The organism is Streptomyces vilmorinianum, from assembly GCF_005517195.1.
GTDB lineage: Bacteria > Actinomycetota > Actinomycetes > Streptomycetales > Streptomycetaceae > Streptomyces > Streptomyces vilmorinianum.
Map to the genome: position 1 here is coordinate 4,402,117 of NZ_CP040244.1, position 25,893 is coordinate 4,428,009.

Genomic DNA, 25,893 nt, shown 5'->3' on the forward strand with positions numbered 1-25,893 from the left:
GGGGCACGCGGCGCGGCACGCCGGCGTTCCGGCCGTCACGGAGCCGCCGGTGCCTGGGTCCGCAGGGCGGAGGCGTACACCTCGTCGGGGTCGAGCCTGCGCAGTTCCTCGGCGATGAGCTCGGCGGTCGTGCGGACCTTCAGCGCGATGACCCGGCTGGGCTGGCCGGGGATCGACAGCATGCCGACGGGTCCCTCGGGCCGGTCGATGCGGATCTCGCCGTCCGGGGTGCCCAGGCGCACGGCCGTGACGACCGGCCCGTCGCTGACGACCCGCTCGACCGGGACCCGCAGCCGGTCCTCGAACCAGCGGGCGAGCAGTTCGGCGCTGGGGTTGTCGGGCTCGCTCTCCACCGCGGCCGAGACGACCGTCGTACGGGCCTGGTCCAGCGCCGCGGCGAGCATCGAGCGCCAGGGCGTGAGCCGGGTCCAGGCCAGGTCCGTGTCACCGGGGGCGTACGAGGCGGCGCGGGCGGCGAGCGCGGCGAGGGGCTCCTCGACGGCGTACATGTCGGTGATCCGGCGCTGGGCGAGCGCGCCGAGCGGGTCCGTGGACGGCACGTCGGGGGCGTCGACCGGCCACCAGACGACGACGGGTGCGTCCGGGAGCAGCAGCGGCAGGACGACGGAGTCGGCGCGGGCGCCGAGCTCTCCGTGCAGCCTCAGCAGGATGGTCTCGCCCGCGCCGGCGTCGCCGCCCATGCGGATCTCGGCGTCGAGGCGGGCTTCGTGGCGCTCGCGGGGTGAGCGGGCGTGGCGCTTGATGACGGCGAGCGTGCGGGAAGGGTGTTCGCGGGACGCGTCGTTGGCCGCCTTGAGCGCGTCGTAGGCGTTCTCCTCGTCGGTGACGACGACGAGGGTGAGCACCATGCCGACGGCGGGTGTGCCGATGGCGCGGCGGCCCCCGACGATCGCCTTGTTGATCTTGCTGGAGGTGGTGTCCGTGAGATCGATCTTCATGGCCGGCGCCCGTTCCTTCCGTCGCGTGCGATCGCTGCACCGGTAAGCGCTCGATGCGTCGAGGATCTTCCACCACGAGGCGCTCGGCCCGGCGAACGACGCGCCGAGGGCGTACCTTACGCGCTCAGCGCAGGAAGGCGGCCGCCGTCGCCACGAACCCGTCGGGGTCGTCGACCCACGGGTAGTGGCCGGCGCCCGGCTGCACGACGAAGGAGGCGTCGGGGAAGAGCCCGGCGAACTCGGCCGCCGCCTCCGGCGGGGTGTTGAGGTCGAACTCGCCGGCGAGGAGCAGGACGGGGGCGCCGAAGGCGGCGAGGGCCGCGCGGGTGGCCTCCGGGTCGAAGGCCCCCTCGGCGCCGAAGCCGGCGACGGCCTCGGCGTTGCCGGGCCGGCTCTCCGCGTGGTGCCGCCGGGCGGCGGCGTCCCACCGGCCCCAGAGGAAGGGGGCGATGGCCTCCCAGTCGCTGCCGGTGCCCTCGGTGATCGCCGACAGGGCGTCGAACGCCGCCGGGAACCAGGGCTCGTCGCTCCGCAGCCGCGCCGCCTCGCGCCGCATCCGCGCGGCGACCGTGATGCCGACGGCCGCGGGACCGGGGGTGATCAGAGCGAGCCTGCCGACGTTTCCTGGGTACCGGGCCGCGTACCGCACCGCGATGTTCGCGCCGCCGGAGTGGCCGAGCAGGTCCATGCGGGTCAGCCCGAGGTGGGCGCGCAGAGCCTCGACGTCGTCGACGAGGCGGTCGCAGCGGTAGGAGGTGACGTCCTCGGGAATCGCGGACCGACCGGTCCCGCGCAGGTCCGTAACGATGAGGCGGCGATGGGCGGAGAGCCCGCCGAGGTCGCCGAGATAGCGCGAGTCGGCGGGACCTCCCGGGAGGCAGACGAGGGGGTCGCCGTCTCCGTCCGTGCGGTAGGCGAGCCGGGTTCCGTCGTAGGCGGAGAAGTAGGGCATGGGAGGGATCCTGCCAGCCATAACCAGGTTTTACAACCAGGTTATGACGACGCCGCTCGGGTGTATAACCGAGTCATGGCAGGCGAGGAGAACATGCATCGGCATCGGACACCCGAGAGGCTCACCGAGGACCAGGCGCGGCGGATGCTCGCCACCATGAACGACGTCATCCGCGCGGGCGAGGAGATGCGGAAGCTGCGCGCCGAGATGATCAAGGTGTTCGCGGGCTACGGCTGGACGCAGGAGAAGATCGCCCGGCTCACCGACATGAGTCAGCCCGCCGTGTCCAAGCAGGTGACGAAGTACCGGACGGAGCGCGGGACGGACGATCCGGAACCTCCGATGCGGCTCGCCCTCGCTCAGTACGACACCCCATGGCTCGAGGGTCGCCTCTGGGGCCTCGCCGAGGAGATCGCGGAGTCCTGCTACGAGACCGCCCGCTGCACCCGCTTCGTCAACGCCGCCGCCCGGGGGAGGAAGCGCTTCACGCCGCGGACCGTCGACGAGCTCCGGCGGCTCGTCGAGGAGGACCTGACGCACCACCAGGCACAGCTGCCCGCCGCCTATCGGGCCGCGTACGACGAGATCAGCCGTGGCCTCGACGACCCTCCGAAGGTCACCGGACCGGCGCCGGCCGAGGGCTCGCCCCAGGGCTCCGGCTCGGCCTCGGTGCGCCGCGCCCTCGCCCACCGGCTCCAGTGCGACCGGCTGCGGGGCGAGGCCTGAATGTTCCGGCTGTCGCCGCGCTCCTGGCTGATCCTCGCCGTAACCGTCGTCGCCTTCCTGGCCCTGGTGGCGCTGCTGTCGTTCCCCGCCGCCCCCTCCGGTGACAGCGCCTTCGCCCCTCCCCCGCGCCCCGCCACCCCGTTGCCCGACGCCCCCCTCCCCGGCGGCGGCACGGCCCGGCTCTCGAAGTGCGGGGTGGACGACGGGCCCCGGCCGGCGGCCCTGGGAGAGGGCGAACGGGGCCTGGACCCACGGCTGGTGCTCCGTGGCTGGGGCGCCTACGACCCGGGATCGAAGGCGCCCGGCCGGCCCCGCTTCACCGTCCACGCGACGGTCGGCGCCGAGGACCGGGCGCTGCTGCTCGACGCGCCGGTCGCCCAGGGCCGGGTCACCCTCGACATCCACGGCCCGCACGGCGAGGGTCGCCGGGCCTCCGCCCGCGGGCTCACGGCGACGGTCGTGCACGACGGCCATCCGGCGGAGCCGGTGAAGACCCCGGCGTCCGGGAGCTTCCGTGTCGATCCCGGCGAGGAACTCCGCCTGGAGGTGGAACTCCCGGCCGACGCCCTCTGCCCCGGCTACGCCCTGTTCGACGTGGGCCGGTGCTTCCCCGCGGACACCAACGACGCCGCGAACTGCCCGGTGGTCACCCTCACGCTCTCCGACCCCGCGATCCGCGCCCACCGCGCCGCGGTGACGGGACGGAACCCGGCCACCCCCAGCGACCGGCTCGTGGCGGTGTCCCTGGAACCGGAGATCTCCCGGGCCTGAGGCGGGCCGCCCGGCCCGCCCGCACGGCAACCGAAGCTCAGGCGCGTCCCGCGGCCTTCTGGCTCCTGCGGGACAGCGAGTCGATGACCACGGCGGCGAGCAGGACCGCTCCGGTGATCATGAACTGGACGGCGTTGCTGACGCCCATGATGTTCATCCCGGACTGGATCGACCCGATCACCAGGGCGCCGAGCAGGGCGGACCAGACCGAGCCGCGCCCGCCGAACAGGCTCGTGCCACCGATGACGGCCGCGGCGATGACGTTCATCAGGAGGTTGCCGCCGCCCGAGGTCTGGCTCGCGGACTGGATCTGACCGGCCAGGAAGATACCGCCGACCGCGGCCATGGTCCCGGCGATCGAGAAGACGCTCATCCGGACGAACGGCACGCTGATGCCCGCCCGGCGCGCGCCCTCGATGTTGCCGCCGACGGCGAAGATCTGCCGCCCGTAGGAGGTGCGGCGCAGCACGAAGTCCAGGAGCACCAGCACGATCAGGAAGATCAGCAGCGCCAGCGGAAGACCCTGGTACTGGTTGAGGATGTACGCGGCCGCGAAGGCGATCGCGGCGATGACGACCGTACGGAGCACGATCTCGGCGACCGGGCGGAACGGCACCCTGGCCGCCTGGCGGCGCCTGGCGTCCAGGAGCGAGGCCGCCAGGAAGAGCCCGACCCCGACGGCCGCGGTCACGTAGGCGGCGGCGGAGCTGTGGAAGATGGTCGAGTAGAGCTCGGAGACGATGCTCTCGCTGGGGATGTTGACCGTGCCGCTGGTGCCGAGCACCTGCAGCATCAGGCCGTTCCAGGCCAGATTGCCGGCCAGGGTGACGACGAACGCCGGCACGCCGACTTTCGCGAAGAAGAAGCCCTGGATGAGGCCGACGGCGGCTCCGCCCGCGATGGCGATCAGCAGCGCCAGCCACTCGTTCATGCCGTTCAGGACGTTGAGTACGGCGAAGATGGCGGCGCACAGGCCGCTGACGGAACCGACGGAGAGGTCGATCTCGCCGAGCAGCAGGACGAAGACGATACCGACGGCGATCATGCCGGTGCCGACGATCTGCTGGCTCAGGTCGGAGAGGTTCTGGGCGGAGAGGAACGCGCTGTCCAGGCTGCCGAACACCGTCCAGATGATGATCACGGCGATGACGACGGGAAGCGATCCCAGCTCACCGCTGCGCAGCTTGCGCCGGAACTCTCCGAGGTACCCCTTCAGGCCCTCCTCGCGGACGAGCAGACGGGTGTCGACGGCGGGTACGGCATCGGGTGCCGGTTCCTGGGTGGAGTCGTCGGGGCCTTTGTCGCGGTTCATCACCCCTCCTCCCGCTTACGGGCCTCGCGGCGCGTGACGGCGCTCTCGGTCGCGCCTGTGATGGCGGAGATGATCTCCTCGGTGGTGGTGGAGCGCTTTTCGAAGAAGCCGTTGTTACGGCCCAGGCGCAGCACCGCGATCCGGTCCGCGACCGCCATCACGTCCACCATGTTGTGGCTGATCAGGATGGTCCCGAGGCCGTGGTCGCGGAGCCGCTCCACCAGGTCGAGGACCTCGGCGGTCTGCTCCACGCCCAGGGCGGCGGTCGGCTCGTCCAGGATGACGACCTTCGGTTCGCCGATCAGGGAACGGGCGATCGCCACCGTCTGGCGCTGGCCGCCGGAGAGGGAGGCGACGGGGATGCGGACGGTGGGGATGCGGATGGACAGGGTGTTGAGCAGTTCGCGTGAGCGCTGCTCCATGCGGACCTCGTCGAGCACGCCGAACCGGCGCAGCTCGCGGCCGAGGAAGAGGTTGCCGACGACGTCGAGGTTGTCGCAGAGCGCCAGGTCCTGGTAGACGGTGGCGATGCCGAGGTTCTGCGCGTCGTGGGGCCGGTTGATGGTGACCGGGCGGCCCTCCCACGCGATGACGCCCTCGTCGGGCGGGTTCACCCCGGCGATCGCCTTGACGGCGGTGGACTTTCCGGCGCCGTTGTCACCGACGAGCGCGACGACCTCGCCGGCATGGACCTCCAGATCGAAGTCCGACAGCGCCTGGACGGCGCCGAACCGTTTGGAGACTCCCCGCAGTGTGAGCACAGGTGCTTCCGGCAACTTCAACCGCCTCCTCCGCTCGCCCGCCGTACGGGCCGCTCCCGCCGTACGGGCCGCTTCACCCCCACCGGCATGAAACGCTCGCGGCTACTCGAGACCGGCCTCCTCGCAGGCCGCGGCATACGTGGGCGTGCAGATCTCCTGGACGGTGTACAGACCGTCCTTGACGACCGTGTCCTTGATGTTGTCCTTGTGCACCACGACCGGGGTCAGCAGGCTCGCCGGCACCTTCTCGCCGCTGCCGCTGGTGACGGTGGTGGGCGTCAGGGACTCGGGGATCTCCTTGCCCTGGGCCAGGTTCACGGCCATCGTGGCGGCGGCGTCGGCCTCCGGCTTGTACGGCTTCTCGACCGTGATGGTCTGGGTGCCGAGGAGGATCCGCTGGATCGCGTCGAGCTGTGCGTCCTGGCCCGTCAACGGCACGTTGATACCGGCCGCCTTGAGGGCGGTGGCGATGCCGGCGGCCAGGCCGTCGTTGGCCGAGTAGACACCGACGATGTTGTTCGCGCCCAGAGCGCTGATCGCGCCCGCCATCTGCTGGTTGGCGTTGTTCGGGTCCCAGTTCGGGGTGTCGTACTCCTTGCCGATCTTCACCTTGCCGTCGAGGACGGAGTGGGCTCCGGCCTTGAACTCGGCCGCGTTCGGGTCGGTCGGCGAGCCGTTGTGCATCACGATCTGGCCCGTCCCGGCCTTGTCGCCGAGCGCCGCGAGGAGGGCCTCGCCCTGCAACTCGCCGACCTTGCGGTTGTCGTACGAGACGTACGCGTCGACGGGGCCCTGCGCGAGGCGGTCGTACGCCACGACCTTGACGCCCGCGGCGTTGGCCTTCTGCACGGAGGACTGGATGGACTTGGCGTCCACGGCGTCCAGGATGAGGACCCGATCGCCCTTGGCGAGGGCGGTGTTGACCTGCTGTTGCTGGGTGGTGGCACTCTCGGCCGCGTTGTAGTAGTCGATCTGCGCGTCGGGTGCCAGCTCCTTGATCTTCTGCTCGATGTACGGCCGGTCGAACTTCTCGTACCGCGTGGTCTTGCTCTCGGGCAGCAGCAGACCGATCTTCACATCGCCCTGCCCCGTGGTACCCGTCCCCGAGTCGTCGTCCGTACAGCCGGTCGCCAGCGCCCCGAGGGACAGAGCCGCGGCTCCGGCCAGCGCTACCGCGCCACGCCATGTGCGGGTCATGGGAGGCTCCTTTCGTACGCCCCCCTCCCCTTCACCGGGAGAGCGCGGGAGACGAGGGTGCACATATGGCCCTAATACGACATTAGCGGCAACCCGTGGACCGGCAAGCGGATGGACCACGCCCACCCGCGCCGTCGACGTTCACGCGGTGACGTTCACGCGGCTCGGCTCAGCCGGCGCGGCGGGAGCGGGAGCGGTTGCGGGAGCGGTTGCGGGCCAGGCCGCCGAGGACCACGGCGGCCAGGCCCACCACCAGGGCCACGACCGCCCCGCCCAGCCCGTTGCCGGTGCCGAGGCCACCGTCGGAGGTGGCCACGACCACTGCGCCGAGGGCCATGCTGATCAGCCCCGCCCCCAGGGCGACGGCGACCCCGAGTCCTCCGGTGTCGGTGCCGAAACGACCGGCGGGCCGGGCCAGGGCCAGTCCACCGATGACCAGGCCGACCAGGCCCACCAGCGCGGCTGTGCTGGCCCCGAGCCGCCCGGCGCTCATGGTGGTGACACTGGCGGCGACCGGCTGGACCGCGACGTGCGCGGCCGCCGGTGCGGCAAGCAGGAAGCCTCCGAGCAGAGCGGCTGTGGCGGCGGCGAGCAGGCGACGGACGGACATGAGGTGCTCCTTCTCTTCCTACGGCGGGACGCCCTCCCTCTACGACCGGGCGCTGTTCGAGCATGTCCCGCGGCCCCACCGCCGGTCGTCCCCCGAGCGCGGACACTTCGCGCTGCCGCCGACGCGGCAGAAGCCGCGCAGGTACCGCGTCCGCGGTAGGCGGCAGGGCATCCGTACACAGGACTACCCGGCGCCGGCGTCCGGCTAGGGTGCACGCATGAACAGGGGACGATTCGATGCCGGGAACTGGCTGATCGCCGCCGGAGTGGCGGCGTTCCTGTTGGTCACCGGGCTGTCCGGCGACCACTCCCCCACGCATCTCGACCCGCTGGGCTACGTGTTGCTGACAGCCGGGGGTCTCGCGCTGGCCGCGCGCCGCCGGGCGCCGCTCGTCGTGCTGGCCGTGACCGGGCTGTGCGCACTGGGTTACCAAGCCCTCGGGATCGACGTGCCGGCCGTCGCGTACCTGTTCGCGGTGTACGCCTCGGTACGGGCGGGGCACCGCGCCGTCACGGTGGTCGCTTCGGTGATCATGCTGGTCGCGCTTCCGCTCGCGCTCCTGGTCTCTCCCCAGGACCTGTCCGTGGGTGAGGCGTTCACGCACACCCGGGACGTCCTCCAGCTGGCCTGGCTGATCGCCGCCGGTGCGGCGGGTGAAGCGCTGCGCCAGGCCGAGCGCCGGGCGGACGAGGCCGAGCGCACCCGCGAGGAGACCGCGCGACGCCGGGCCGACGAGGAGCGGCTGCACATCGCGCGGGAGCTGCACGATTCGCTCACCCACCAGATCTCCGTCATCAAGGTGCAGGCCGAGGTCGCCGTCCACCTGGCCCACAAGCGAGGGGAACAGGTGCCGGAGTCCCTGCTGGCGATCAGGGAGGCCGGCCGTGAGGCGGCCCGGGAACTGCGGGCGACCCTGGAGGCGCTGCGCGACGACGACAAGAACCCGCCGCACGGGCTCGGCCACGTCCCGGACCTGGTGGAACGGGCGCGGACGACGGGCCTGGACGCGAAGCTGACGATCGAGGGCGACCCCCATGACGTGCCGGCCGCGGTGGAGCGGACCGCCTACCGGATCGTCCAGGAGTCGCTGACCAACGTCGCCCGGCACGCCGCCGCCGCGACGGCGTCGGTACGGATCGACTACCGTCCCGACGCCCTGGTCATCCGGGTCGACGACGACGGCACGGCCACACCGGAGACCGTGCCGGCGCCCGGCGTCGGACTGCTGGGGATGCGCGAACGGGTCACCGCGCTCGGCGGTCGCCTGCGGGCCGCACCGCGCGGCGAGGGCGGCTTCTCCGTACAGGCCGAACTTCCCGTCGACCGGACGACGTCATGATCCGCGTCCTGCTGGTCGACGACCAGCCGCTCCTGCGCAGCGGATTCCGCGCGCTCCTCGACATCGAGGACGACATCGAGGTGGTGGCCGAGGCCGGCGACGGACTTGAGGGCCTGCTCCTGGCCAGGGAACACCTGCCCGACATCGCGCTCATCGACATCCAGATGCCGGTCGTCGACGGCATCGAGGCGACCCGGCGCATCGCCGCGGACCCGGCCCTGGCCGGGGTGCACGTCGTCATCCTGACCAACTACGGCCTCGACGAATACGTCTTCAACGCGCTGCGCGCCGGCGCGGCCGGATTCCTCGTCAAGGACATCCAGCCGGAGGACTTCCTCCACTCCGTGCGCGTCGCCGCGCGCGGAGACGCCCTGCTCGCACCGTCGATCACCCGCAAGCTGATCGACCGGTACGTCACCCAGCCGCTCGACACCGGCACCGGCACCCGCACCGGCACGGGGCTGGAAGAACTGACCGCCCGCGAACGCGAGGCCGTGGCCCTGGTCGCGCAGGGCCTGTCCAACGACGAGATCGCCGACCGCATGGTGATCAGCCCGATGACCGCGAAGACCCACATCAACCGGGCCATGACCAAGCTCCACGCCCGCGACCGCGCCCAACTCGTCGTGCTCGCCTACGAGTCCGGCCTGGTCGTCCCGCGCGGGTCCTGACGTCCGCGCACCCGCGCGCCTCTGGCAGGCTGGGCGCATGATGTCAGGGACCGCCGAGGAGTTCACGGCCCACCGCCCCAGGATGTTCCGCCTGGCCTACCGGTTGCTCGGTTCCGCGGAGGAGGCGGAGGACGCGGTGCAGGACGCCTATCTGCGCTGGAGCGGCGCCGACCGTGCGGCGATCGAGCACCCGTGGGCCTGGCTCGCCAAGGTCGTCACCAACCTCTGCGTCAACCGGCTCACCTCGGCCCGTGCGCAGCGCGAGCGGTACGCCGGGCCGTGGCTGCCGGAACCGGTCTTCACGCACGACGGTTCGCTCGGCCCCATGGAGTCCGCCGAGCAGTGCGACGCCGTGTCGACGGCGCTGCTGGTGCTGCTGGAGCGGCTCACACCGACGGAGCGTGCGGTGTACGTGCTGCGCGAGGCGTTCGGCTACAGCCATCGCGACATCGCCGGGGTCGTCGAACTCAGCGAGGCCAACTGCCGCCAGCTGTACCGCAGGGCCGTCCAGCGGGTGGCGACGCCCGAGGCCCGCTTCGCGCCGACGGTCGAGCGCCGGCACGAACTCGTCGAGTCCTTCGTCACGGCGGCGCGCGAGGGCGACCTGGCCGGGCTGGAGAAGCTGCTCGCCCAGGACATCACGTGGTGGAGCGACGGCGGCGGCAGGGTCACGGCGGCGCGGCGCCCCATCATCGGCCGGGAGAAGGTCATGCGCTTCCTGGTGGGCAGCGCGCAGCGGTCCCCGGGCGCATGGACCCTCACGCTCGCGGAGGTCAACGGGGCGCCGGCGCTGATCGCGCACACGGCGGAGCAGATCACCAGCGTCGCCACCTTCGAGTTCCAGGGTGGCCTCATCTCCCAGGCACGGGCGGTGATGAACCCGGACAAGCTCCGCTTCGCGAGCCGGCAGTTCGCCGCCATGACCCCAGGGGTATGACCCAGGGGCGACCGGGGCTCGCGGGCGGGCTGTCACATCCGCGGGCGCTCGTCGGTTCTTCATGGTTGACGGGCGCTCCAGCGGGGAGCGTCCTCCCATCGAAGGGACGACATCTGCCATGACCACGATCCTGGTGACCGGCGGCACCGGAACGCTCGGCCGGCCCGTCGCCGAGCGGCTGCGCGCGGACGGGCACGAGGTACGCGTGCTGAGCCGGCACTCCCGGCCCTACGCCGTGGACCTGCGCGAGGGCACGGGGCTGGCCGCCGCCGTCGCGGGCGTGGACACGGTCGTGCACTGCGCGAGCTCGCCACGCGGCGGCGACGAGCAGGCGGCACGGCATCTGATCGAGGCCGCTCGCCGGGCCGGGGTGCGGCATCTGGTGTACGTCTCGATCGTCGGCGTCGACCGGGTGCCGCTCGGGTACTACCGGACCAAGCTCGCCGTGGAGGGGATGATCCGGGAGTCGGGTCTCGGCTGGACCGTGCTGCGCACGACGCAGTTCCACGACCTGGTGCTGCAGGTCCTGGAGGGCTCGGCGAAGTTGCCCGTCATGCTGCTTCCCGCGGGAGTCGCCGACCAGCCGATCGAGGTGACGGAGGTCGCCGCCCGACTGGCCGAGCTCGCCGCGGGGGCGCCCGCGGGGCGGGTGCCGGACATGGGCGGCCCCGAGGTCCGTACGTTCCCGGAACTGGCCCGGGCCTATCTCCGCGCGGTCGGACGACACCGCCCCCTCCTGAACGTGCGCCTGGCGGGCAGGACGTACCGCGCGTTCCGGGCCGGTGGGCATCTGACGCCGCCGGAACGGGCCGTGGGCAAGGGCACGTTCGAACAGTTCCTGGCGAAGCGGTTCCCCGCGCGCGACTGACGCCCGCCCCTGGCCTGCCGGGGGCGCGGGCCGGGGACGACTACCGGCAGAATCCCGGCATGCCGATTCGCTACCCCCGCCCTCTGCTTCCTGGTGACCGCATAGCCGTCACCTCTCCTTCCAGTGGTATCGGAAAGGAGCTGCGCGCACGCCTGGACGTCGCGATCCGCTCGGTGGAGGAACGCGGTTACGAGGTCGTCGTCGGTCGTTGCATGGACGGCACCGGACACGTCAGTGCCCCCGCCGCGGAGCGCGCGAGCGAGTTGACGGAGATGCTGACCGACCCCTCCATCAGGGCGGTCGTGCCGCCGTGGGGTGGGGAGACGGCCATCGACCTGCTGCCCCTGCTCGACTGGGAGCGGATCCGTCAGGCCGAACCCACCTGGCTGGTGGGGTACTCGGACATGTCGACCGTCCTCACCCCGCTGACACTCCTGACCGGTATGGCGACACTGCACGGCTCCAACATGATGGACACCCCCTATCGGGTCCCCGAGGGGCTGCTGTCGTGGCTGGACATCGCCGCCCTGCCCGAAGGGAGCCGGTTCGTCCAGACCCCGCCGGGCCGTCACCGCTCCGACGGCTGGGACGACTACCGCACGTTCCCGGAGGTGCGGGAGTACACGCTCAACGCCACCGGCTCATGGACCCGGCTCGACGGCGACGGAGACGGTGACGGAGACGTGGAGGTCGAGGGGCGGCTCATCGGCGGCTGCATCGAGACGCTGTCCAACGCGGCGGGAACGCCCTACGGCGACGTCTCGGCGTTCGCCCGGGCGCACGCTCCCGAGGGGCTGCTCGTGTACGTCGAGGCGGCGGAGCACGACGCCTTCACCATCTGCCGCACCCTGCACGGCATGAGGCTGGCGGGGTTCTTCGACCACGCCAACGCGATCCTCGTCGGTCGCACTTCGGCGCCCGACAGGGACTCGCTCACCCAGCACGAGGCGGTCCTCGACGCGCTGGGAAGCCTCGGCGTACCGATCATCGCCGACATGGAGTGCGGCCATGTCCCGCCGTATCTCCCCCTCGTCAACGGGGCCCGGGGCCGCGTCGTCCGCTCCTCGACCCGCAACGAGCTGGTCCAGACACTGGACTGACCGCACACCGCGCATCTGCGGACGCTCACGAGCGGGGGGCCTCCGCGCGAGGGAGCCGGATCAGGACGGCGGAGAACGGGTCGGGAAGGCCCGGGCGGTCGAGCGGATGGCCGTGGCGCTCCCGCCGAAAACCGTGGCGGGTCGAAAACCCGTGGCAGGTCGAGGCCAACGTCGATACGCTCCCCTCGATGACGATTCACTCAGCTATCAGATTGGGGGTCCCGTCCGCGCAAGGTGAGTGCTGATGCTCCCTTGGACCGCGAACGAGGATTCCCGCCTTTCCTTCTGGCTGCGCGTGCGAGAGTTCGCCGTGCCGGCCTCCATGATCGAGACTGCGACCGTCCGCCGGCGTGCCGGGGACTGGGCAGGGGCGTGCGCCGCCGCAGGCGTGGATGTCGATCTCCGTCTCCGGCCGGTGGCGCGCACCCACGGCCGCGAACTCGCGGCCCGCATCCGGGCCGACCTCCGCCATCTGGCTCCTGACCTGCTGCGCTGGCACATGCCGAGGATCGCTCCTCATGGCCTGCTGCGCCCGGGCCTGACGATCCCTCTGGCGCGATACGAGGTCGAGGGGCACCACGCCCCACACCCGCTGCACCTCGTGGCCCGGACCGCGCCGGCGTGGGCGGACGCCGGCCAGCGGATCAGCCTCGCGCTGTGGGACGGATCCCGCTCCGGGGCCGACGCCCGACGCCATCCGCACCCCCGCCCTAACCGGCGGTTCCGGCTCGACCTGCACCGCCACCTGTGGGACGCACGCAGGACCGACGAGTTGCGGATACGCTCCGGGGCCGACCGGCCGCCGACCGGCGACGACCGGCCTGGGTCGGACCCGGAACCGCCGGCGATGGTGCCGCGGGACCGTCACTGCGACGTCGACCGGTGGGCGGCCGAGGCGGAGATCCTGCTCCACGCCGAGGGGAGGCCCGCCCGAACCTTCGCCGTACGACTCGGGGCGCGGCAGCGGCTGCTCCTGGACCTGGTCGCGGACAGCGACGGCCTCGGCCTGCCGCCCGTCCTGCGGATCGCCGCGACGCCCACGGACGGCAGCGACTCCGCGCTACCCGTCCTGCCCGACGCGGCGACGTGGGTGCTGCCCGACCTGGAGCTGCTCCGCACCGGCTCGATCGAGGTCGACCGACTGCACCCGCTGGTCGCCTCGGCGCTCGTATCGGATCACGCACCGGCCGGTCCCGACCGGGCGGTGGACGGGACGCGGGACGGGGCTCCCGACCATGCTCCGGACCGGGCAGGGGGAACACGCCTCGTCGAATGCCGGGGAGACCTCCACAGGATCGGCTTCGTCGACGGGGTGCTGGCCGCCCTGGACCACGATCCGGCCGAGATCCACCGCGAGGAGCTGCTGGCCGCCCTGACCGGGACCCCACTCCCCTGCCTGCGGGCCATCGACATGGCACACCGTCAACCGGACTGTCTCACCGGCGTCCGTGAACGCCTCCACCATGGCGACACCGCCGGCGCGCTGGCCGTCGTCGAGGACCTGCTGGGCCCCGACGCGACCATGCGCGGCGGTGCTCTACGGGACGCACTGCGGGCGGCCGCGCAGCGCCGGATCACGTACGGACTGTTCAGGGCGGGCCTCGTCGGCCCGGGCCCCGACCGCATCCACCCGGGCGGGCCCCGTCCCCGCGCCCACCGCTCGCACCCGCGCCACGCGAGGGACGACTGACCCGCGCCCTCCCCCCACCCCCCCGGCCCACTCCGCTCGACCACGAACACACAGGTGATCACCATGCCCGCATACCCCGATGCCCAGCTCGACGTCGCCGGCGAGCTTCTCGCCCTGCTGCGCGACACCACCACCGAACCCCGCCCCGACACCCAATTGGAGGCCCTGACACTGGCCGTGGCCGCCGACCTTCCCGTACTCCTCTGGGGTGAGCCGGGGATCGGCAAGACCGCGGCCCTCACGCAGCTCGCCGAGGCCCTGGACCTTCCCCTGACCACCGTCATCGCGAGCGTCCACGAGCCGTCCGACTTCTCGGGTCTGCCGATCGTCGGAGACGACCCCGCCGAGCACGGTGTCCCGATGGCACCGCCGGACTGGGCGGTGCGACTCGTACGGGCCGGCCGAGGGCTGCTGTTCCTGGACGAACTGTCTACGGCCCCGCCGGCGGTTCAGGCCGCCCTGCTCCGGCTCGTCCTCGAGCGACGGATCGGCGCCCTTCGACTCCCGCCCGAGGTACGGATCGTGGCGGCGGCCAATCCACGGTCCTCGGCGGCGGACGGCTGGGAGCTGAGTCCGCCCCTGGCCAACCGGTTCGTTCATCTTCAGTGGACCCACGACCACGAGGTCGTGGTCCGCGGCCTCGGCGGGACGTGGCCCCGGGCGACTCTGCCGAGGCTCGCTCCGGAGCGGCTGCCGGAGGCCGTGGACTTCGCCCGCCGTGCGGTGTGCGGGCTCCTCTCCGCCCGCCCCGGGCTCGTACACCGGATGCCCGGCAGCGAGACACGCCGAGGCGGCCCCTGGCCCTCACCGCGGAGCTGGGAGATGACGCTGCACCTGATCGCCTTCGCCACCGCCGCGGGCTCCTCCCGCGAGGTGCTGTCCGCGCTCGTCAGGGGCACGGTGGGCGACGGTCCGGGACTGGAGCTGCTGGCAAGCCTCGACCGGATGGACCTCCCGGATCCCGAGATGCTGCTCGCCGACCCGGCGGGTGCCGTCCTGCCCGAGCGGGGGGATCTGCGCCAGGCCGTGCTCGACGGCGTGGTGGCGGCGGTCCGCAACCGCCCGGAGAAGTCCCGCTGGGACGCGGCGTGGAAGCTCCTGGTCCACGCGCTGGAGACCGGTGCGCCGGACCTGGTGGTCGTCCCCGCGACCACCCTTGCCTCGCTCCGCCAGGAGGACTGGGACGTACCGGCGTCGATCGAACGGCTCGCCGGAGCGGTGAAGCTGTCCCGGCGAGCGGACCACGCGGCGGCCCGTGCGGCCGCTGTCGCGGACGCGGGCGCGGGCGCGGGCGCGGGCGCGGGCGCGGGCGCGGGCGCGGCGAAGGCGGCCCGATGACAGCGGACACACGGCAGGCCGGAACCACACTGCGGACCGCGGGCGCACCACAACCCGCGAAGACCCCACCACCCCTGGGCCTGGGCCTGGGCCTGGGCCTGGGCCTGGACCGCGACAAGCTCTTCGCCGCCCGGCTGCAGGCCGCCCGGGCCCGGCCCTATCTGGCGACGGCTCTGTTCGCCCTGCACACCGTGGAGTCACGGCGGGTCCCGACCATGGCCGTCGACCGGCACTGGCGGTGCTACGTCTCGCCGGCGTTCGTGGACCGGACGCCGGTGGAGGAACTGGCCGGGGTGTGGGTGCACGAGGTGTCGCACCTGCTGCGCGACCATCACGGGCGCGGCGACCGGGTCGCGCGGGAGCGCGGGCTGACCGGCGCCGGGGAGCGGCTGCGGATCAACATCGCCGCGGACTGCGAGATCAACGACGACGTGTTCGGTGACGGGCTGGTCCGTCCCGACGGTGCCGTCGATCCGGAGTCTCTGGGGCTCCCCGAAGGGGAGCTCATGGAGGACTACCTGCGCCAGTTCCGGCTCGGGCCGCGCACGCAGAGCGTTGCCTGGCTGGACTGCGGCAGCGGCGCCGACGGGCTGGAACGGGAGTGGGACCTGGGGCCGGACGGCGCGCACGGGCTGAGCGCACAGGAACGGGACGCGGTGCGGTTCCGGGTGGCGCAGGGCATCACCGGCCGCCCGGGGACCGCCCCGAAGGGCTGGCAGCGGTGGGCGCGGGAGGCGTTCCACCCGCCCCAGCCGTGGCGGGAGTTGCTGGGAGCGGCGGTCCGCTCGGCGACCACCGGCTCCGGCGCGGGCGAGGACTACACGTACGGCCGCCCGTCGCGGCGCTCGGCCGGGGTGCCCGGTGCCGTTCTGCCGAGCCTGCGGCGCAGGCCGCCCCGGGTCTCCGTGGTCATCGACACGTCCGGCTCGGTCAGTGACACCGAACTGGGCAGCGCGCTCCTGGAGGTTGCCGCGATCTCCCGCGCCGTGGGCGGCCGTCGCGACCTGATCACCGTGCTGCCGTGCGACGCCTCCGCCGAGGTCGTGCACCCGCTGTGCCGCGCGGAGGGCATTCCGCTGGTGGGCGGCGGCGGTACGGACCTGCGTACGGGCTTCGCCACGGCGCTGCGCACCCGGCCCCGCCCGGATGTCGTCGTGGTCCTGACCGACGGCCAGACGCCCTGGCCGGACACACCACCGCCGTGCCGGACAGTGGTGGGTCTGTTCCCCCGCCCGCACGTGGGCCGGTCGTGGCGGGAGCACGATCCCGAGTACGTCCCCGACGCACCGCCCGAGTGGGCACGCGTGGTGGCCATCGGATCCGCCGCCGCTGTGCGATGACGTCCCTTCGCCGGTGAGAGGTCGTCTCGGCGTGCCTTTCACCCTGGCCAGGTCCAGAATATGTTTCTAGAAGGCATCTTTAACTCTGTGACCGTGCGAGGTTGCCATGAGCGAAGCGCGCCGCACGACCCGCACAGGATTCCGGTGGATACGTTCCACCACGCTCGCCGCCGTGCTGATCCTCCCGCTCACGCTGACCGCGTGCGGAAACGGCGACGGGGGCGGAGGCAGGGCTACGGACGGCACACCGACGCCCTCCCCGACCACCCCCGCCCCCACCCCCGGCACGACCGAGCCCACGAAGCCGCCGGTCCCGGCACCGACGACGCCTTCGACGCCTTCGACGCCTTCGACACCCCAGCCGACACCCACTCCTCCGCCCCGGCCCTCGCCGAAGCAGGTGCGGACCGCCGTCTACTTCCTCCACGGCGAACAGGTCTCCCCCGCACCCCGTACCGTGACCGCGCCCGCGACCGCCGCCGGAGCCCTGCGCGCCCTGCTCGCCGGCCCCAGCGCGTACGAACGCGGCCATGGTCGTACGACGGCGATCCCCGTCGGCACGACGCTCAACTCCGTCGCCGTCCGCGACGGCATCGCGACCGTCGACCTCTCCGGCCGGTACGACGACGGCGGCGGCACCCTGTCCATGCGGGCCAGGATCGCGCAGGTCGTCTTCACCGCCACGCGGTCCCCGTCCATCGACAAGGTGCGGTTCGCCCTCGACGGCAAACCGGTGACCAGCCTCGGCGGCGAGGGCATCGCCCTCAACAAGCCCGTCGGCCGGGCGGACTTCGAGGATCTGGCCCCGGACGTCCTGGTGGAGTCGCCCCTGATCGGCGACACCATCCCCACCCCGGTCCGGGTGTGGGGCAGCGCGAACACCTTCGAGGCCACCCTCCGCCTGAAGATCACCGACACGTCCGGCACGACGGTGGCCAACATCCACGCCACGGCCACCTCCGGCTCCGGCACCCGCGGCACGTTCGACGTGACGATCCCGTACACCGCCACCCGCTCGGGCCCCGGCCTGCTGACGGCGTACTGGGACTCCCCGAAAGATGGCCGCCCCGTGATCTCCGACACCATCCCGCTGACCGTGAACCGCTGACGGCTGCGACGCAAGCATCCCCGACTCGGGCGCGAGAAGGGTCTGAAGGTCGTCCGAGGCGGGGATGGATCCGTCCCACCAGAAGTGCCAGTGGTGAGCACCAGGAATCCGTCCGGCGTACGCGCGGCCACTGTGTACGGTCAACTCCTTTGCCAGACGTCGTCCGGGCAGAAGGCGAAGCGCTCGGCCGCGAGCAGGAGTGCGTCTTCCTCCTTCAACCGCGACGACACGAGCACCGAACCGGCGTTCCCAAGCGCGGACGACCACGGAGACCTTCGCGGGTGTCGCTGCCGCAGTCCCAGGGTCCGGCCCAGCTGGGGCAGTACATCTCCGCTGCCTTCCTCAGTGATCTCGACCTGCGGTCTGTGCCGAGCAGTCGTGCCCGTCGCCTGGCAGGCCCGCGACGTTCAGCACGGGTTCTCCGCCCTGCGGGATCTCGAAGGTGAAGTTGGCTCCCGACGGGGTCGCCACGAGCGAGCACTGGTCGCCGAAGGTCAGCGGAGGGTACGGCTGCCAGGGACAGCCGGCCTTGTCCAGGGCGGAAACCACGTCCGCGTACGTGAGCCTTGAGGGGAAGATGCCCGTCCCCCCGACGACCGGCTGAGGGAGTTCCACGATGTCGCGCCAGGTCTGTATGCAGATGAGAGAGACCTTGCGACAGCGGCAGACACTCAGCTCAAGGTCTCCGTAGGCGAAGAGCCGAGGCCACGTCCCTTTCCGGCTCATCGTTCCGATGTCCCACGGTTCGCCGAGGGCTGCGGTCACATCGCTCCAGTCGGCTCCACTGAACACCGGACCTAGTCGGCCCGTCTTCGCCACGTCGGTCAGGACATCGAGTATCTCCACGAGGCGGAGCCTGACAGGTGCTCTGACCAGCAGTCCAGAGGTTTCAGGGGTGTCAGCCCACTGTGGCGGTGCTGCTCGGCCGGGTGCTGCCCGGCGGCATGTGGGGGCCTTCCCCCGTTCCGTGGCGCCGCGGACCAGGACGCAGCGGTCGTGGCGAACGCGCGGATTGCTCCCTCCGGCGCGCACCGCTCGGCGAGCTCTTCCACCGTCCCGGTCGCGTGGAAGGACCCGCGCCGGGCGTCCCGATGAGGTGATGCCGTGCCGCCCCACACATGGTCCGGGCTCGTCCGCTGACGGTCACCGGCTGGACGCGGAACTCGGATGCGGTCCAAGACGGTGATCAACTGCGGAGCGTCACCCCACTGTCCTGGGGCCATTCAGAACGGCCAGTGGACGCCGGCGGCCCTCACTGGCCAGATGAATCACGAGATCTCATGGAAGGACGCCGCCCGTCGTAGGCTGAATCTCGCACGTGACGGACAGGAGACTGAGGTGGCCGAGACGGCGTTGGCCGAGGTGATGGCCGAGCTGGCCGAGCTGGAGGATCCGAAGGCACGCGAGGTGAACGAGAAACACGGTGACGATCACGGTGTGAACCTCGGCAAGCTGCGCGCGCTCGCGAAGCGGCTGAAGACGCAGCAGGAACTCGCCACCCGGCTCTGGGAGACGGATGACACCGCGGCAAGACTGCTGGCGATCCTGATCTGCCGCCCGAAGGCGTTCGAGCGTGACGAGCTGGACGTCATGGTGCGCGAGACCCGCACACCCAAGGTGCACGACTGGCTCGTGAACTACGTGGTGAAGAAGAACCCGCACTCCGACGAGCTGCGCCTGGCCTGGTTCGCCGATCCGGATCCAGTCGTCGCAAGTGCAGGCTGGGCGCTCACCACCGAGCGCGTGAAGAAGAAGCCCGAGGGCCTCGACCTCGCAGGGCTGCTCGACGTCATCGAGGCGGAGATGAAGGACGCCCCGGATCGCCTGCAGTGGGCGATGAACCACTGCCTGGCTCAGATCGGGATCGAGCACGCCGAGTACCGCACCCGCGCAATCGACATCGGTGAGCGCCTTCAGGTACTCAAGGACTACCCGACCTCCCCGGGCTGCACGTCTCCGTTCGCGCCCATCTGGATCACCGAGATGGTGCGCCGACAGCACGACACGTAGGAAGGCTCCCGCCCACGCTCGCGCCGCTACTCCCTCAGAACCAGGACGAGCAGACCTCGAGCGACGGAGCCGGTCCCAACAAGACCTGGAAGAACGGAGCGTTCCAGGGCGACCCGCGGCCAAGCCGACGCGGCACGCGTCAAGGACCTGATCCTTCGGAAGCTCCACGTCACCGAGAACGCCGGCCGCCGAATCCGCTCGGACCCGCTGCCGTAACTCACGATCAGCGGTGTCGTTATGCGATGGGCACAGACCGAAAACAACCCATTCGAGCTGCGGTCCAAGGCGCGGGACGAGGTAGTGATGACACACGTTCTGCTGCACAGCAGCATCTCGCATGACCTGCCTGGGCGGCCTCCGGTGAGTCAGGACATCCTCCAGCGGGGGATGGCGCTCGTCGAGCCCGAGCTGCGCCGGATCGTGGCACGGCTTCATCCGTCCGTGGCCCAGGTGTGTCGCCACCACATGGGTTGGGACGTAGACGACTCCGCAGTTCCCTTGCAGCGAGCCGGCAAGCGCGTACGCGCGGCGCTGGCGGTGCTCTCGGTCCGTTCCGTCGGAGCGCCGGAGCGGTACGCCACCATTGCCGGAACGGCCGTCGAGCTCGTGCACCAGCTCTCCCTGCTGCACGACGACGTCATGGACGGTGACGCCGAGCGTCGCGGTCGGCCTGCCGCCTGGGCCGCGTTCGGTACGGGCCCGGCGGTGCTCGCCGGTGACGCCCTCGTGGTGCATGCGGTCGCCGGGATCCACCACGCGCAGGCGCCCGGGGCCGCCGCGGCCACCAGCGCTCTCATCGTGGCCGTGGAGAAGATGGTGGAGGGACAGGCGGAGGACCTTTCGCTCGAAGGGCAGTCCGTGAGCCAGGTCTCGCCGAACCGGTTCGTACACATGGCGCGCGGCAAGACCGGCGCTCTGTTCGGCTGTGCGGCGGCTCTGGGCGCCGTGCTGGCCGGCGCGCCGGCCCCCGTGGTGCGGGCACTCCACTCCGCGGGGAGCGAATTGGGGGTGGCCTTCCAGATCCTCGACGACATCCTCGGCCTGTGGGGCGAGAGCACGGTCACCGGGAAGCCCGTCGGAGCGGACCTGATGCGTGGCAAGAAGACCCTGCCCCTCCTGCTCGCGGTCGGCTCGGGCACCGCCGCCGGCCAGCGGCTCGAGACCCTCCTGGGCTCCGGTCCCCTGGCTCCGGGGGACGTCCCCGAAGCCATGCGGCTGCTGGAGGAGACAGACAGCAGGCGGCGTTCCGAGGAGGCGGCAGTCCGCCACGTGGCGTCGGCACTGGCGGCCCTCGCCGAAGCGCCCATCCCTGCCGACGTACGGGAACAGTGGCGGCACTTCATCACCGACCTGTCCCGCCGCCGCAGCTGACAGCCGCCTCGCCGCCGATCGTCACGCAGGAGGAAACACTCGCCGTGCCCCGAACTCCGCACGCTCTGCGCGTGCACGACCTCCACAAGTCCTACCGGTCACGTCGCGTACTCCAAGGCGTCTCCTTCAGCCTGGAGCCGGGCACACTGGCAGGCGTCGTGGGCGAGAACGGCTCCGGCAAGAGCACGCTGCTGCGCATCCTGTGTGGCCAGATCGCCGCCGACTCCGGCCATGTCGAGCACGGCGGCTCCCTGGGGTACTGCCCGCAGGAAACCGTCCTCAACGACTCTCTCACCGTCGACCAGCATCTGAGCTGGTTCCAGACCGCCTACGACCTGGAGGGGCCCGACCGAGCCGAGGAACTGCTGGAAGAACTCGGCTTCGCCGAGTACCGGCACACTCGCGTGGACGCCCTCAGCGGCGGCACACGGCAGAAGCTCAATCTCACTCTGTCGCTCATGCACGACCCGGACGTGCTGTTGCTGGACGAGCCGTACCAGGGTTTCGACTGGGAGACGTACCTCCGCTTCTGGGACGTCGCGGCCCGGCTCCGCGACCGGGGACGCTGCGTCCTCGTCGTGTCGCACCTGGCCTGGGACACGCAGCGGCTCGACGTCGTCCACCGTTTGCGCCACGGTGTGGCAGCGCCTTCGGAGCCCGACGTGAAGTACGCGCTGACGACGCGAGGAACGAACCGTTGAGCCGGACTCCGAGAGGGCTCCGCACAGGCGCCTCGTTCGCTCTCCTGGAGCACGCTCGCAACCGTCTCGCCCTAGTGCTGATCGTCGTGTACATCCCTCTCTGGCTGACGCTTGAGCACTTGTTCGTCACCCCGGCGCCGGCGCGGTTCCTGCTGCGCGCGACGGGACACACCGTCATCGTCAACGGAAACCATCTGACGATGGTGTCCGGGGCCGTCAACACAGTGACGCTCATCGTCGGCTTCATGATGTTCATCACGACCTTCAAGTCCCTCGCCTTCGACCGCAGGCTCGCGCTCGCCGGCTATCCCCGCACCTTTCTGCTCCTGAGCAAAGTCATCGCCATGACGGTCGCCTCCGCCCTCATCGCGGGTTACGCCACGGCCGTCATGTGCTGGTACTGGGATCCCGTCCGGCCAGGACTCCTCGCACTCGGGCTGTTCACCGCCGCGGTCGCTTATGGCGGTATCGGCGTCCTCCTCGGTGCCTTTCTGCGCAACGAGTTGGCGGGGCTGTTCGTCATCATCATGGCCAGCCTGCTCGACACCATGCTGCAGAACCCCATGAGCAACACGGGAGCCGACAAGGACGGTCTCCAACTGCTCCCCGGCTACGGTCCGACACAGGTCAGCGTTGCCGCAGGATTCACCTCCGCGGACACCCCGTACGGACACCTCCTGCTCGGCCCACTCTGGTTCCTCCTCATGTGGGGACTCGGAACCGCCGCCTTCTTCGCTCGCACCCGCAACCACCTCCGACTGCCCCGGAGTACACAGCCGGCAAGGAGGCTGACGTGAGCCGCCACGAGATGCGCTTCGCCGGACTCTGGAGGGCACCGCTCCCGCCCGACACGATGTACGCGAAGCTTGCCGACATCGAGCACTATCCCGCATGGTGGCCGGCCTTCCGTTCCGTGAAGGCGACCGGCGGGCAGGAGTGCGAGATCGTCATCAGGTCGATGCTGCCCTACGAGCTGACGGTACGACTGAGACCGCTCGTCCAGAATCCGGTCGAGCGTGTCCTGGAGGCGGAACTCGAAGGGGACATCGCGGGCAACGTGCGATGGCGCGTGGGAGACGACGGTGGGCACGGCTGCGTGGCCTCCTTCACCGAGCATGTCAGCGTCAGGAAGGCCGCGTTGCGACGCTGGATGCCACTGGCGCGCCCGTTCTTCCACCTCAACCACGCCATGGCCATGCGATCGGGACAGCACGGTGTGGTGGCCGGTGCCAGGCACGTGGGTCCGACGGGGATGTGGATGTGGATGTGGATTCGCGCGGCGTCACCGACCAGTAGAAGGCGGCCCGAGCGGTAGCGCCCTGCGGGACGCGCGGCCATAACGACTGTCATAACGCGGCGGTGTCGCGAGATGGAGGAGTTGCCATGCCGATGATCAGGCTGACCGTCCAGGCCGGTGTCCTCACCGATGAGCGACGCGCGACCGTTCAGCGTGACCTTGCCCGGGTGCTGCTGCGCTGGGAGGGCGCGCCGGACACCGCCTTCTTTCGCGCCCAGGCGTGGAGTTACCTGACCGAGCTACCCGAGGGCGCCCAGGTGACCGCGGAGGACGACGCGCCCCGCTTTCTCGTGGAGGTGACCGTTCCCAATGGTGCGCTGTCCGAGCGCCGCAGGACCGGCCTTGTCGAGGACGCCACCAAGACCGTGCTCGCGGCCGCCGGGCTGTCCCCGACCGAGGCGCCGCGTGTGTGGGTGCTGGTCCACGAGCAGCCCGATGACACCTGGGGCGCCGGCGGCTCCCTGATCCGCCACGCCAACCTGGTGGCCCTCGCGAAGGGACAGGCCGACGCGTGAGCTGACCTATGTCGCGAGACGCACCGTCGAGTGGCGCGAGGCGCCCGACCCCGGAGTCCGGTCGGCCGGCGAGGCGATCGTGGCACCCATCGCGGCCACCTCCTGCGACGTGGACTCCATGATCCTGGCCGGACACGGCTTCATCGACCCCCCGTTCGCCCTCGGCCACGAGTGCGTGGCCCGGGTCGTCGACGCCGGCGACGCGGTGACAGCCGTATCCCCCGGCGACCTGGCCGTCGTCCCCTGGTCGATCAACTGCGGCGCCTGCGACCATTGCCGCGCCGGGCTGACCGCCCGCTGCGGCTCCGTGCCGCACATGGCCATGTACGGCGCACCGATCGGCGGCAACTGGGGCGGACTCTTCTCCGACCTCGTCCGCGTCCCGTACGCGGACGCCATGCTGGTGCCGCTGCCCGCCGGCCTCGACCGCGTCGCGATGGCCTCGGCGAGCGACAACTGGTCCCTGTCCTGGCGCCTGGTAGCCCCGCACCTCAAGACCCGCCCCGGAGCACGGGTGCTGGTCGTCGCCCGCGGCAGCATCGGCCTGTACGTGTGCGACATCGCCCGCGCGCTGGGCGCCTCGGATGTCCTGTACGTCGATCCCGATCCCGAGCACCGGGCCCTCGCCGAAAGCTACGGCGCCCGCACCGCCGAGACCCTCGAACCGATACGGCACGGCTTCGATCTCGCCGTCGAGGCCACCGGCCGCGTCGACCAGCTCGCCCTCGCCGTACGCTCCCTCGCCCCCGAGGGCATCTGCGAATCAGCGGGCAACCACTTCCGGCCCGGCGAGCTGCCGCTGCTCGACATGTACCTCACCGGCGTCACCCTGCGCATCGCCCGCGACAACGTCCGCGCACACATCCCCGACGCCCTCGACCTCGCCCTCACGGGAAAGGTCGCGCCCGAACGCGTCGTTTCCCACGTCCTCGACTGGGAACAACTGCCCGACGCACTCCCGGAGAACCACCTCAAGCCCGTCTTCGTACGCACCCTCGACTGAGCCGATGAACGCAGATCCGACCGATCCTCGTCGCGACCCGGAAGGACTCGCCGACGTGATCCGCCTGCGCGCGCTCACGCTGTACGGCATCCATTCCGCCCACCAACTGGTGGAGGCACAGGCCGGGTTGAACAGGGTCACGGTCACGGTCATGTCGTCGCGCTGCGTGAGCCGGTCGACGACATCGGTGTTTTTCCAGGGCGCGGCGTCAAGAAGCCGCGTGACCGGCAGGGGGCTCTCAGCGCGTGGCGGCAGCGAGCCGCTGCGCGCCGTCCGCATGCGGCTGGTGGCGTCCGAAGCCCGGGAGCGGGTCTCGCAGCGCGGGCGCCGCGCCTGGCCGCGGTCGGCGTCGGGTCACCACTCGGCGATGAGCGGCGTGCCCGGTTCGTGCTGCCGCCAGGCTTCGGCGAGGCGGACGAGGCGGGTCGGGGCGGCGATGCCGCGCACGGTTGTGATCTTGCCGTTGGTGATGTCGAACGTGACCGCGCCGACGACCTGGTCGCCGGGTACGAAGAGAATGGCGGGGGCCCCATTGACGAGCGCGTAGTGGACGGCGGGCGTGCCGCCGGCGAGTCGCCGTTTCGCGGGTGTGGGCTTGAAGCCGGCCCGTGCGATGGCGGCGATGCGCTGCGGAGTGTCGTACCGCAGCAGCGCCTTGGTCAGGCCGGCGCCGTCGGAGATCGCGATCGCGTCGTCGGTGAGCAGCGCCACCAGCCGTTCGGTGCGGCCCGAGGAGGCGGCGGCGAGGAATTCCTCGACGATCCTGCGGGCGGATGCCGCGTCGACTTCGCCGCCGCCGCGGCGCGCGGCGGTGACGCGGCGCCGGGCCCGGTGGAGGTGCTGCTGGCTTGCGGACTCGGTGATGTCGAGGATCTCGGCGATCTCGGCGTGGCCGTAGGAGAACGCCTCGCGCAGGACGTAGACGGCCCGCTCGAGGGGTGACAGGCGCTCCATGAGAGTCAGCACGGCCAGCGAGACCGACTCGCGCTGCTCGAAGGTGTCGGCCGGGCCGAGCATCGGGTCGCCGTCGAGGAGCGGTTCGGGTAGCCAGGCGCCGGCGGTACGTTCGCGGCGGGCGTGCGCCGAGCGGAGCCGGTCGAGGCACAGGTTGGTGACGACCTTGGTCAGCCATGCTTCCGGCACCTTGATCCGCTGCCGGTCGGCGGCCTGCCAGTGCAGGAACGCATCCTGCACGGCGTCTTCGGCGTCGGCGGCGGAGCCAAGGAGTCGGTACGCCAGCGAGGCCAGCCGGTTCCGGCTGGCCTCGAACCGACTGGTGTCGAAGCGATCAACGGCGGTGCTGTCCACGCGGATTAC

At 71.5% G+C, this 25,893-nt stretch carries 26 protein-coding genes; 18 read left to right on the forward strand and 8 right to left on the reverse strand.

Annotated elements, in window-relative coordinates; all coding sequences use genetic code 11:
• Nucleotides 1-35: 35 nt before the first annotated feature.
• Complete coding sequence (gene opcA, locus FDM97_RS20555) at nucleotides 36-959, reverse strand: glucose-6-phosphate dehydrogenase assembly protein OpcA (protein ID WP_137991841.1); 924 nt, start codon at nucleotides 957-959, stop codon at nucleotides 36-38.
• Between the two features lie 124 nt (nucleotides 960-1,083).
• The gene (locus FDM97_RS20560; protein ID WP_137991842.1) at nucleotides 1,084-1,911 is read right to left on the reverse strand and encodes an alpha/beta fold hydrolase; all 828 of its coding nucleotides are present in this window, start codon (nucleotides 1,909-1,911) and stop codon (nucleotides 1,084-1,086) included.
• A gap of 75 nt (nucleotides 1,912-1,986) precedes the next feature.
• Between FDM97_RS20560 and FDM97_RS20565 the strand changes: the two genes are divergently transcribed.
• Both FDM97_RS20565 and FDM97_RS20570 read left to right on the forward strand, forming a co-directional pair.
• Entirely contained in the window at nucleotides 1,987-2,637 is a 651-nt protein-coding gene (locus FDM97_RS20565) for a helix-turn-helix transcriptional regulator (protein WP_137991843.1), read from the forward strand.
• Nucleotides 2,638-3,408 (forward strand): hypothetical protein, encoded by a 771-nt coding sequence (locus FDM97_RS20570; protein WP_137991844.1) that lies wholly within the window; start codon nucleotides 2,638-2,640, stop codon nucleotides 3,406-3,408.
• Nucleotides 3,409-3,445: 37 nt separating this feature from the next.
• Here the strand turns inward: FDM97_RS20570 and FDM97_RS20575 are convergent, their stop codons facing one another.
• The 4 genes from FDM97_RS20575 to FDM97_RS20590 all read right to left on the reverse strand — a co-directional run bounded on the left by FDM97_RS20575 (nucleotide 3,446) and on the right by FDM97_RS20590 (nucleotide 7,288).
• Nucleotides 3,446-4,720: a sugar ABC transporter permease gene (locus tag FDM97_RS20575; RefSeq protein ID WP_137991845.1), complete on the reverse strand. Its 1,275-nt coding sequence runs from the start codon at nucleotides 4,718-4,720 to the stop codon at nucleotides 3,446-3,448.
• Nucleotides 4,720-5,496 (reverse strand): ATP-binding cassette domain-containing protein, encoded by a 777-nt coding sequence (locus FDM97_RS20580; protein WP_137991846.1) that lies wholly within the window; start codon nucleotides 5,494-5,496, stop codon nucleotides 4,720-4,722. The genes FDM97_RS20575 and FDM97_RS20580 overlap by 1 nt, the downstream gene beginning before the upstream one ends.
• Before the next feature lie 87 nt (nucleotides 5,497-5,583).
• Entirely contained in the window at nucleotides 5,584-6,678 is a 1,095-nt protein-coding gene (locus FDM97_RS20585) for a sugar ABC transporter substrate-binding protein (protein WP_137991847.1), read from the reverse strand.
• Nucleotides 6,679-6,847: 169 nt separating this feature from the next.
• Nucleotides 6,848-7,288, reverse strand: a complete 441-nt coding sequence (locus FDM97_RS20590) for a DUF6223 family protein (RefSeq protein WP_137991848.1) — start codon at nucleotides 7,286-7,288, stop codon at nucleotides 6,848-6,850.
• Between the two features lie 217 nt (nucleotides 7,289-7,505).
• On the opposite strand from FDM97_RS20590, the gene FDM97_RS20595 reads away from it, so the two are divergent.
• The 9 genes from FDM97_RS20595 (at nucleotide 7,506) to FDM97_RS20635 (ending at nucleotide 17,679) form a co-directional block, all read left to right on the forward strand.
• Nucleotides 7,506-8,627 carry a sensor histidine kinase gene (locus tag FDM97_RS20595; RefSeq protein ID WP_137991849.1) on the forward strand — a complete coding sequence of 374 codons (1,122 nt, stop codon included), beginning with the start codon at nucleotides 7,506-7,508 and terminating at the stop codon, nucleotides 8,625-8,627.
• A complete protein-coding gene (locus FDM97_RS20600) occupies nucleotides 8,624-9,298 on the forward strand; it encodes a response regulator (protein ID WP_137991850.1) in 675 nt (224 codons plus the stop codon). Before FDM97_RS20595 ends, FDM97_RS20600 begins: the two co-directional genes overlap by 4 nt.
• A 37-nt stretch (nucleotides 9,299-9,335) precedes the next feature.
• Nucleotides 9,336-10,235, forward strand: a complete 900-nt coding sequence (locus FDM97_RS20605) for an RNA polymerase sigma-70 factor (protein ID WP_175439180.1) — start codon at nucleotides 9,336-9,338, stop codon at nucleotides 10,233-10,235.
• Between the two features lie 118 nt (nucleotides 10,236-10,353).
• Nucleotides 10,354-11,103, forward strand: coding sequence for an SDR family oxidoreductase (locus tag FDM97_RS20610; RefSeq protein ID WP_137991851.1), 750 nt, complete (start codon nucleotides 10,354-10,356; stop codon nucleotides 11,101-11,103).
• A gap of 59 nt (nucleotides 11,104-11,162) precedes the next feature.
• Nucleotides 11,163-12,203: a S66 family peptidase gene (locus FDM97_RS20615; RefSeq protein WP_137991852.1), complete on the forward strand. Its 1,041-nt coding sequence runs from the start codon at nucleotides 11,163-11,165 to the stop codon at nucleotides 12,201-12,203.
• A 244-nt stretch (nucleotides 12,204-12,447) separates the two neighbouring features.
• Nucleotides 12,448-13,893, forward strand: a complete 1,446-nt coding sequence (locus FDM97_RS20620) for a hypothetical protein (RefSeq protein WP_137991853.1) — start codon at nucleotides 12,448-12,450, stop codon at nucleotides 13,891-13,893.
• 63 nt (nucleotides 13,894-13,956) lie between these two features.
• A complete protein-coding gene (locus FDM97_RS20625) occupies nucleotides 13,957-15,231 on the forward strand; it encodes an AAA family ATPase (RefSeq protein ID WP_137991854.1) in 1,275 nt (424 codons plus the stop codon).
• The gene (locus tag FDM97_RS20630) at nucleotides 15,228-16,571 is read left to right on the forward strand and encodes a vWA domain-containing protein (RefSeq protein ID WP_137991855.1); all 1,344 of its coding nucleotides are present in this window, start codon (nucleotides 15,228-15,230) and stop codon (nucleotides 16,569-16,571) included. Before FDM97_RS20625 ends, FDM97_RS20630 begins: the two co-directional genes overlap by 4 nt.
• Nucleotides 16,572-16,677: 106 nt before the next feature.
• Nucleotides 16,678-17,679 (forward strand): Gmad2 immunoglobulin-like domain-containing protein, encoded by a 1,002-nt coding sequence (locus FDM97_RS20635; protein ID WP_137991856.1) that lies wholly within the window; start codon nucleotides 16,678-16,680, stop codon nucleotides 17,677-17,679.
• A gap of 342 nt (nucleotides 17,680-18,021) precedes the next feature.
• Here FDM97_RS20635 and FDM97_RS20645 read toward each other — a convergent pair whose 3' ends face one another.
• Nucleotides 18,022-18,525 (reverse strand): hypothetical protein, encoded by a 504-nt coding sequence (locus tag FDM97_RS20645; RefSeq protein ID WP_137991857.1) that lies wholly within the window; start codon nucleotides 18,523-18,525, stop codon nucleotides 18,022-18,024.
• Between the two features lie 519 nt (nucleotides 18,526-19,044).
• Here FDM97_RS20645 and FDM97_RS20655 point away from each other — a divergent pair.
• The 7 genes from FDM97_RS20655 (at nucleotide 19,045) to FDM97_RS20685 (ending at nucleotide 24,576) form a co-directional block, all read left to right on the forward strand.
• The gene (locus FDM97_RS20655; RefSeq protein ID WP_137994937.1) at nucleotides 19,045-19,689 is read left to right on the forward strand and encodes a DNA alkylation repair protein; all 645 of its coding nucleotides are present in this window, start codon (nucleotides 19,045-19,047) and stop codon (nucleotides 19,687-19,689) included.
• Between the two features lie 360 nt (nucleotides 19,690-20,049).
• Nucleotides 20,050-21,060 carry a polyprenyl synthetase family protein gene (locus FDM97_RS20660; protein WP_254705686.1) on the forward strand — a complete coding sequence of 337 codons (1,011 nt, stop codon included), beginning with the start codon at nucleotides 20,050-20,052 and terminating at the stop codon, nucleotides 21,058-21,060.
• 65 nt (nucleotides 21,061-21,125) lie between these two features.
• Nucleotides 21,126-21,761 (forward strand): ABC transporter ATP-binding protein, encoded by a 636-nt coding sequence (locus FDM97_RS20665; RefSeq protein WP_175439414.1) that lies wholly within the window; start codon nucleotides 21,126-21,128, stop codon nucleotides 21,759-21,761.
• Between the two features lie 119 nt (nucleotides 21,762-21,880).
• A complete protein-coding gene (locus tag FDM97_RS20670; RefSeq protein ID WP_254705687.1) occupies nucleotides 21,881-22,558 on the forward strand; it encodes an ABC transporter permease in 678 nt (225 codons plus the stop codon).
• A complete protein-coding gene (locus FDM97_RS20675; RefSeq protein WP_137991863.1) occupies nucleotides 22,555-23,076 on the forward strand; it encodes an SRPBCC family protein in 522 nt (173 codons plus the stop codon). Before FDM97_RS20670 ends, FDM97_RS20675 begins: the two co-directional genes overlap by 4 nt.
• A 68-nt stretch (nucleotides 23,077-23,144) precedes the next feature.
• Nucleotides 23,145-23,573: a tautomerase family protein gene (locus FDM97_RS20680; protein WP_137991865.1), complete on the forward strand. Its 429-nt coding sequence runs from the start codon at nucleotides 23,145-23,147 to the stop codon at nucleotides 23,571-23,573.
• A gap of 1 nt (nucleotide 23,574) precedes the next feature.
• The gene (locus tag FDM97_RS20685; protein ID WP_137991866.1) at nucleotides 23,575-24,576 is read left to right on the forward strand and encodes a zinc-dependent alcohol dehydrogenase; all 1,002 of its coding nucleotides are present in this window, start codon (nucleotides 23,575-23,577) and stop codon (nucleotides 24,574-24,576) included.
• Between the two features lie 354 nt (nucleotides 24,577-24,930).
• On the opposite strand, the gene FDM97_RS20690 is transcribed toward FDM97_RS20685, so the two are convergent.
• On the reverse strand, nucleotides 24,931-25,884 hold the full coding sequence (locus FDM97_RS20690) for a sigma-70 family RNA polymerase sigma factor (RefSeq protein ID WP_137991867.1): 954 nt from the start codon (nucleotides 25,882-25,884) through the stop codon (nucleotides 24,931-24,933).
• Nucleotides 25,885-25,893: the final 9 nt, after the last annotated feature.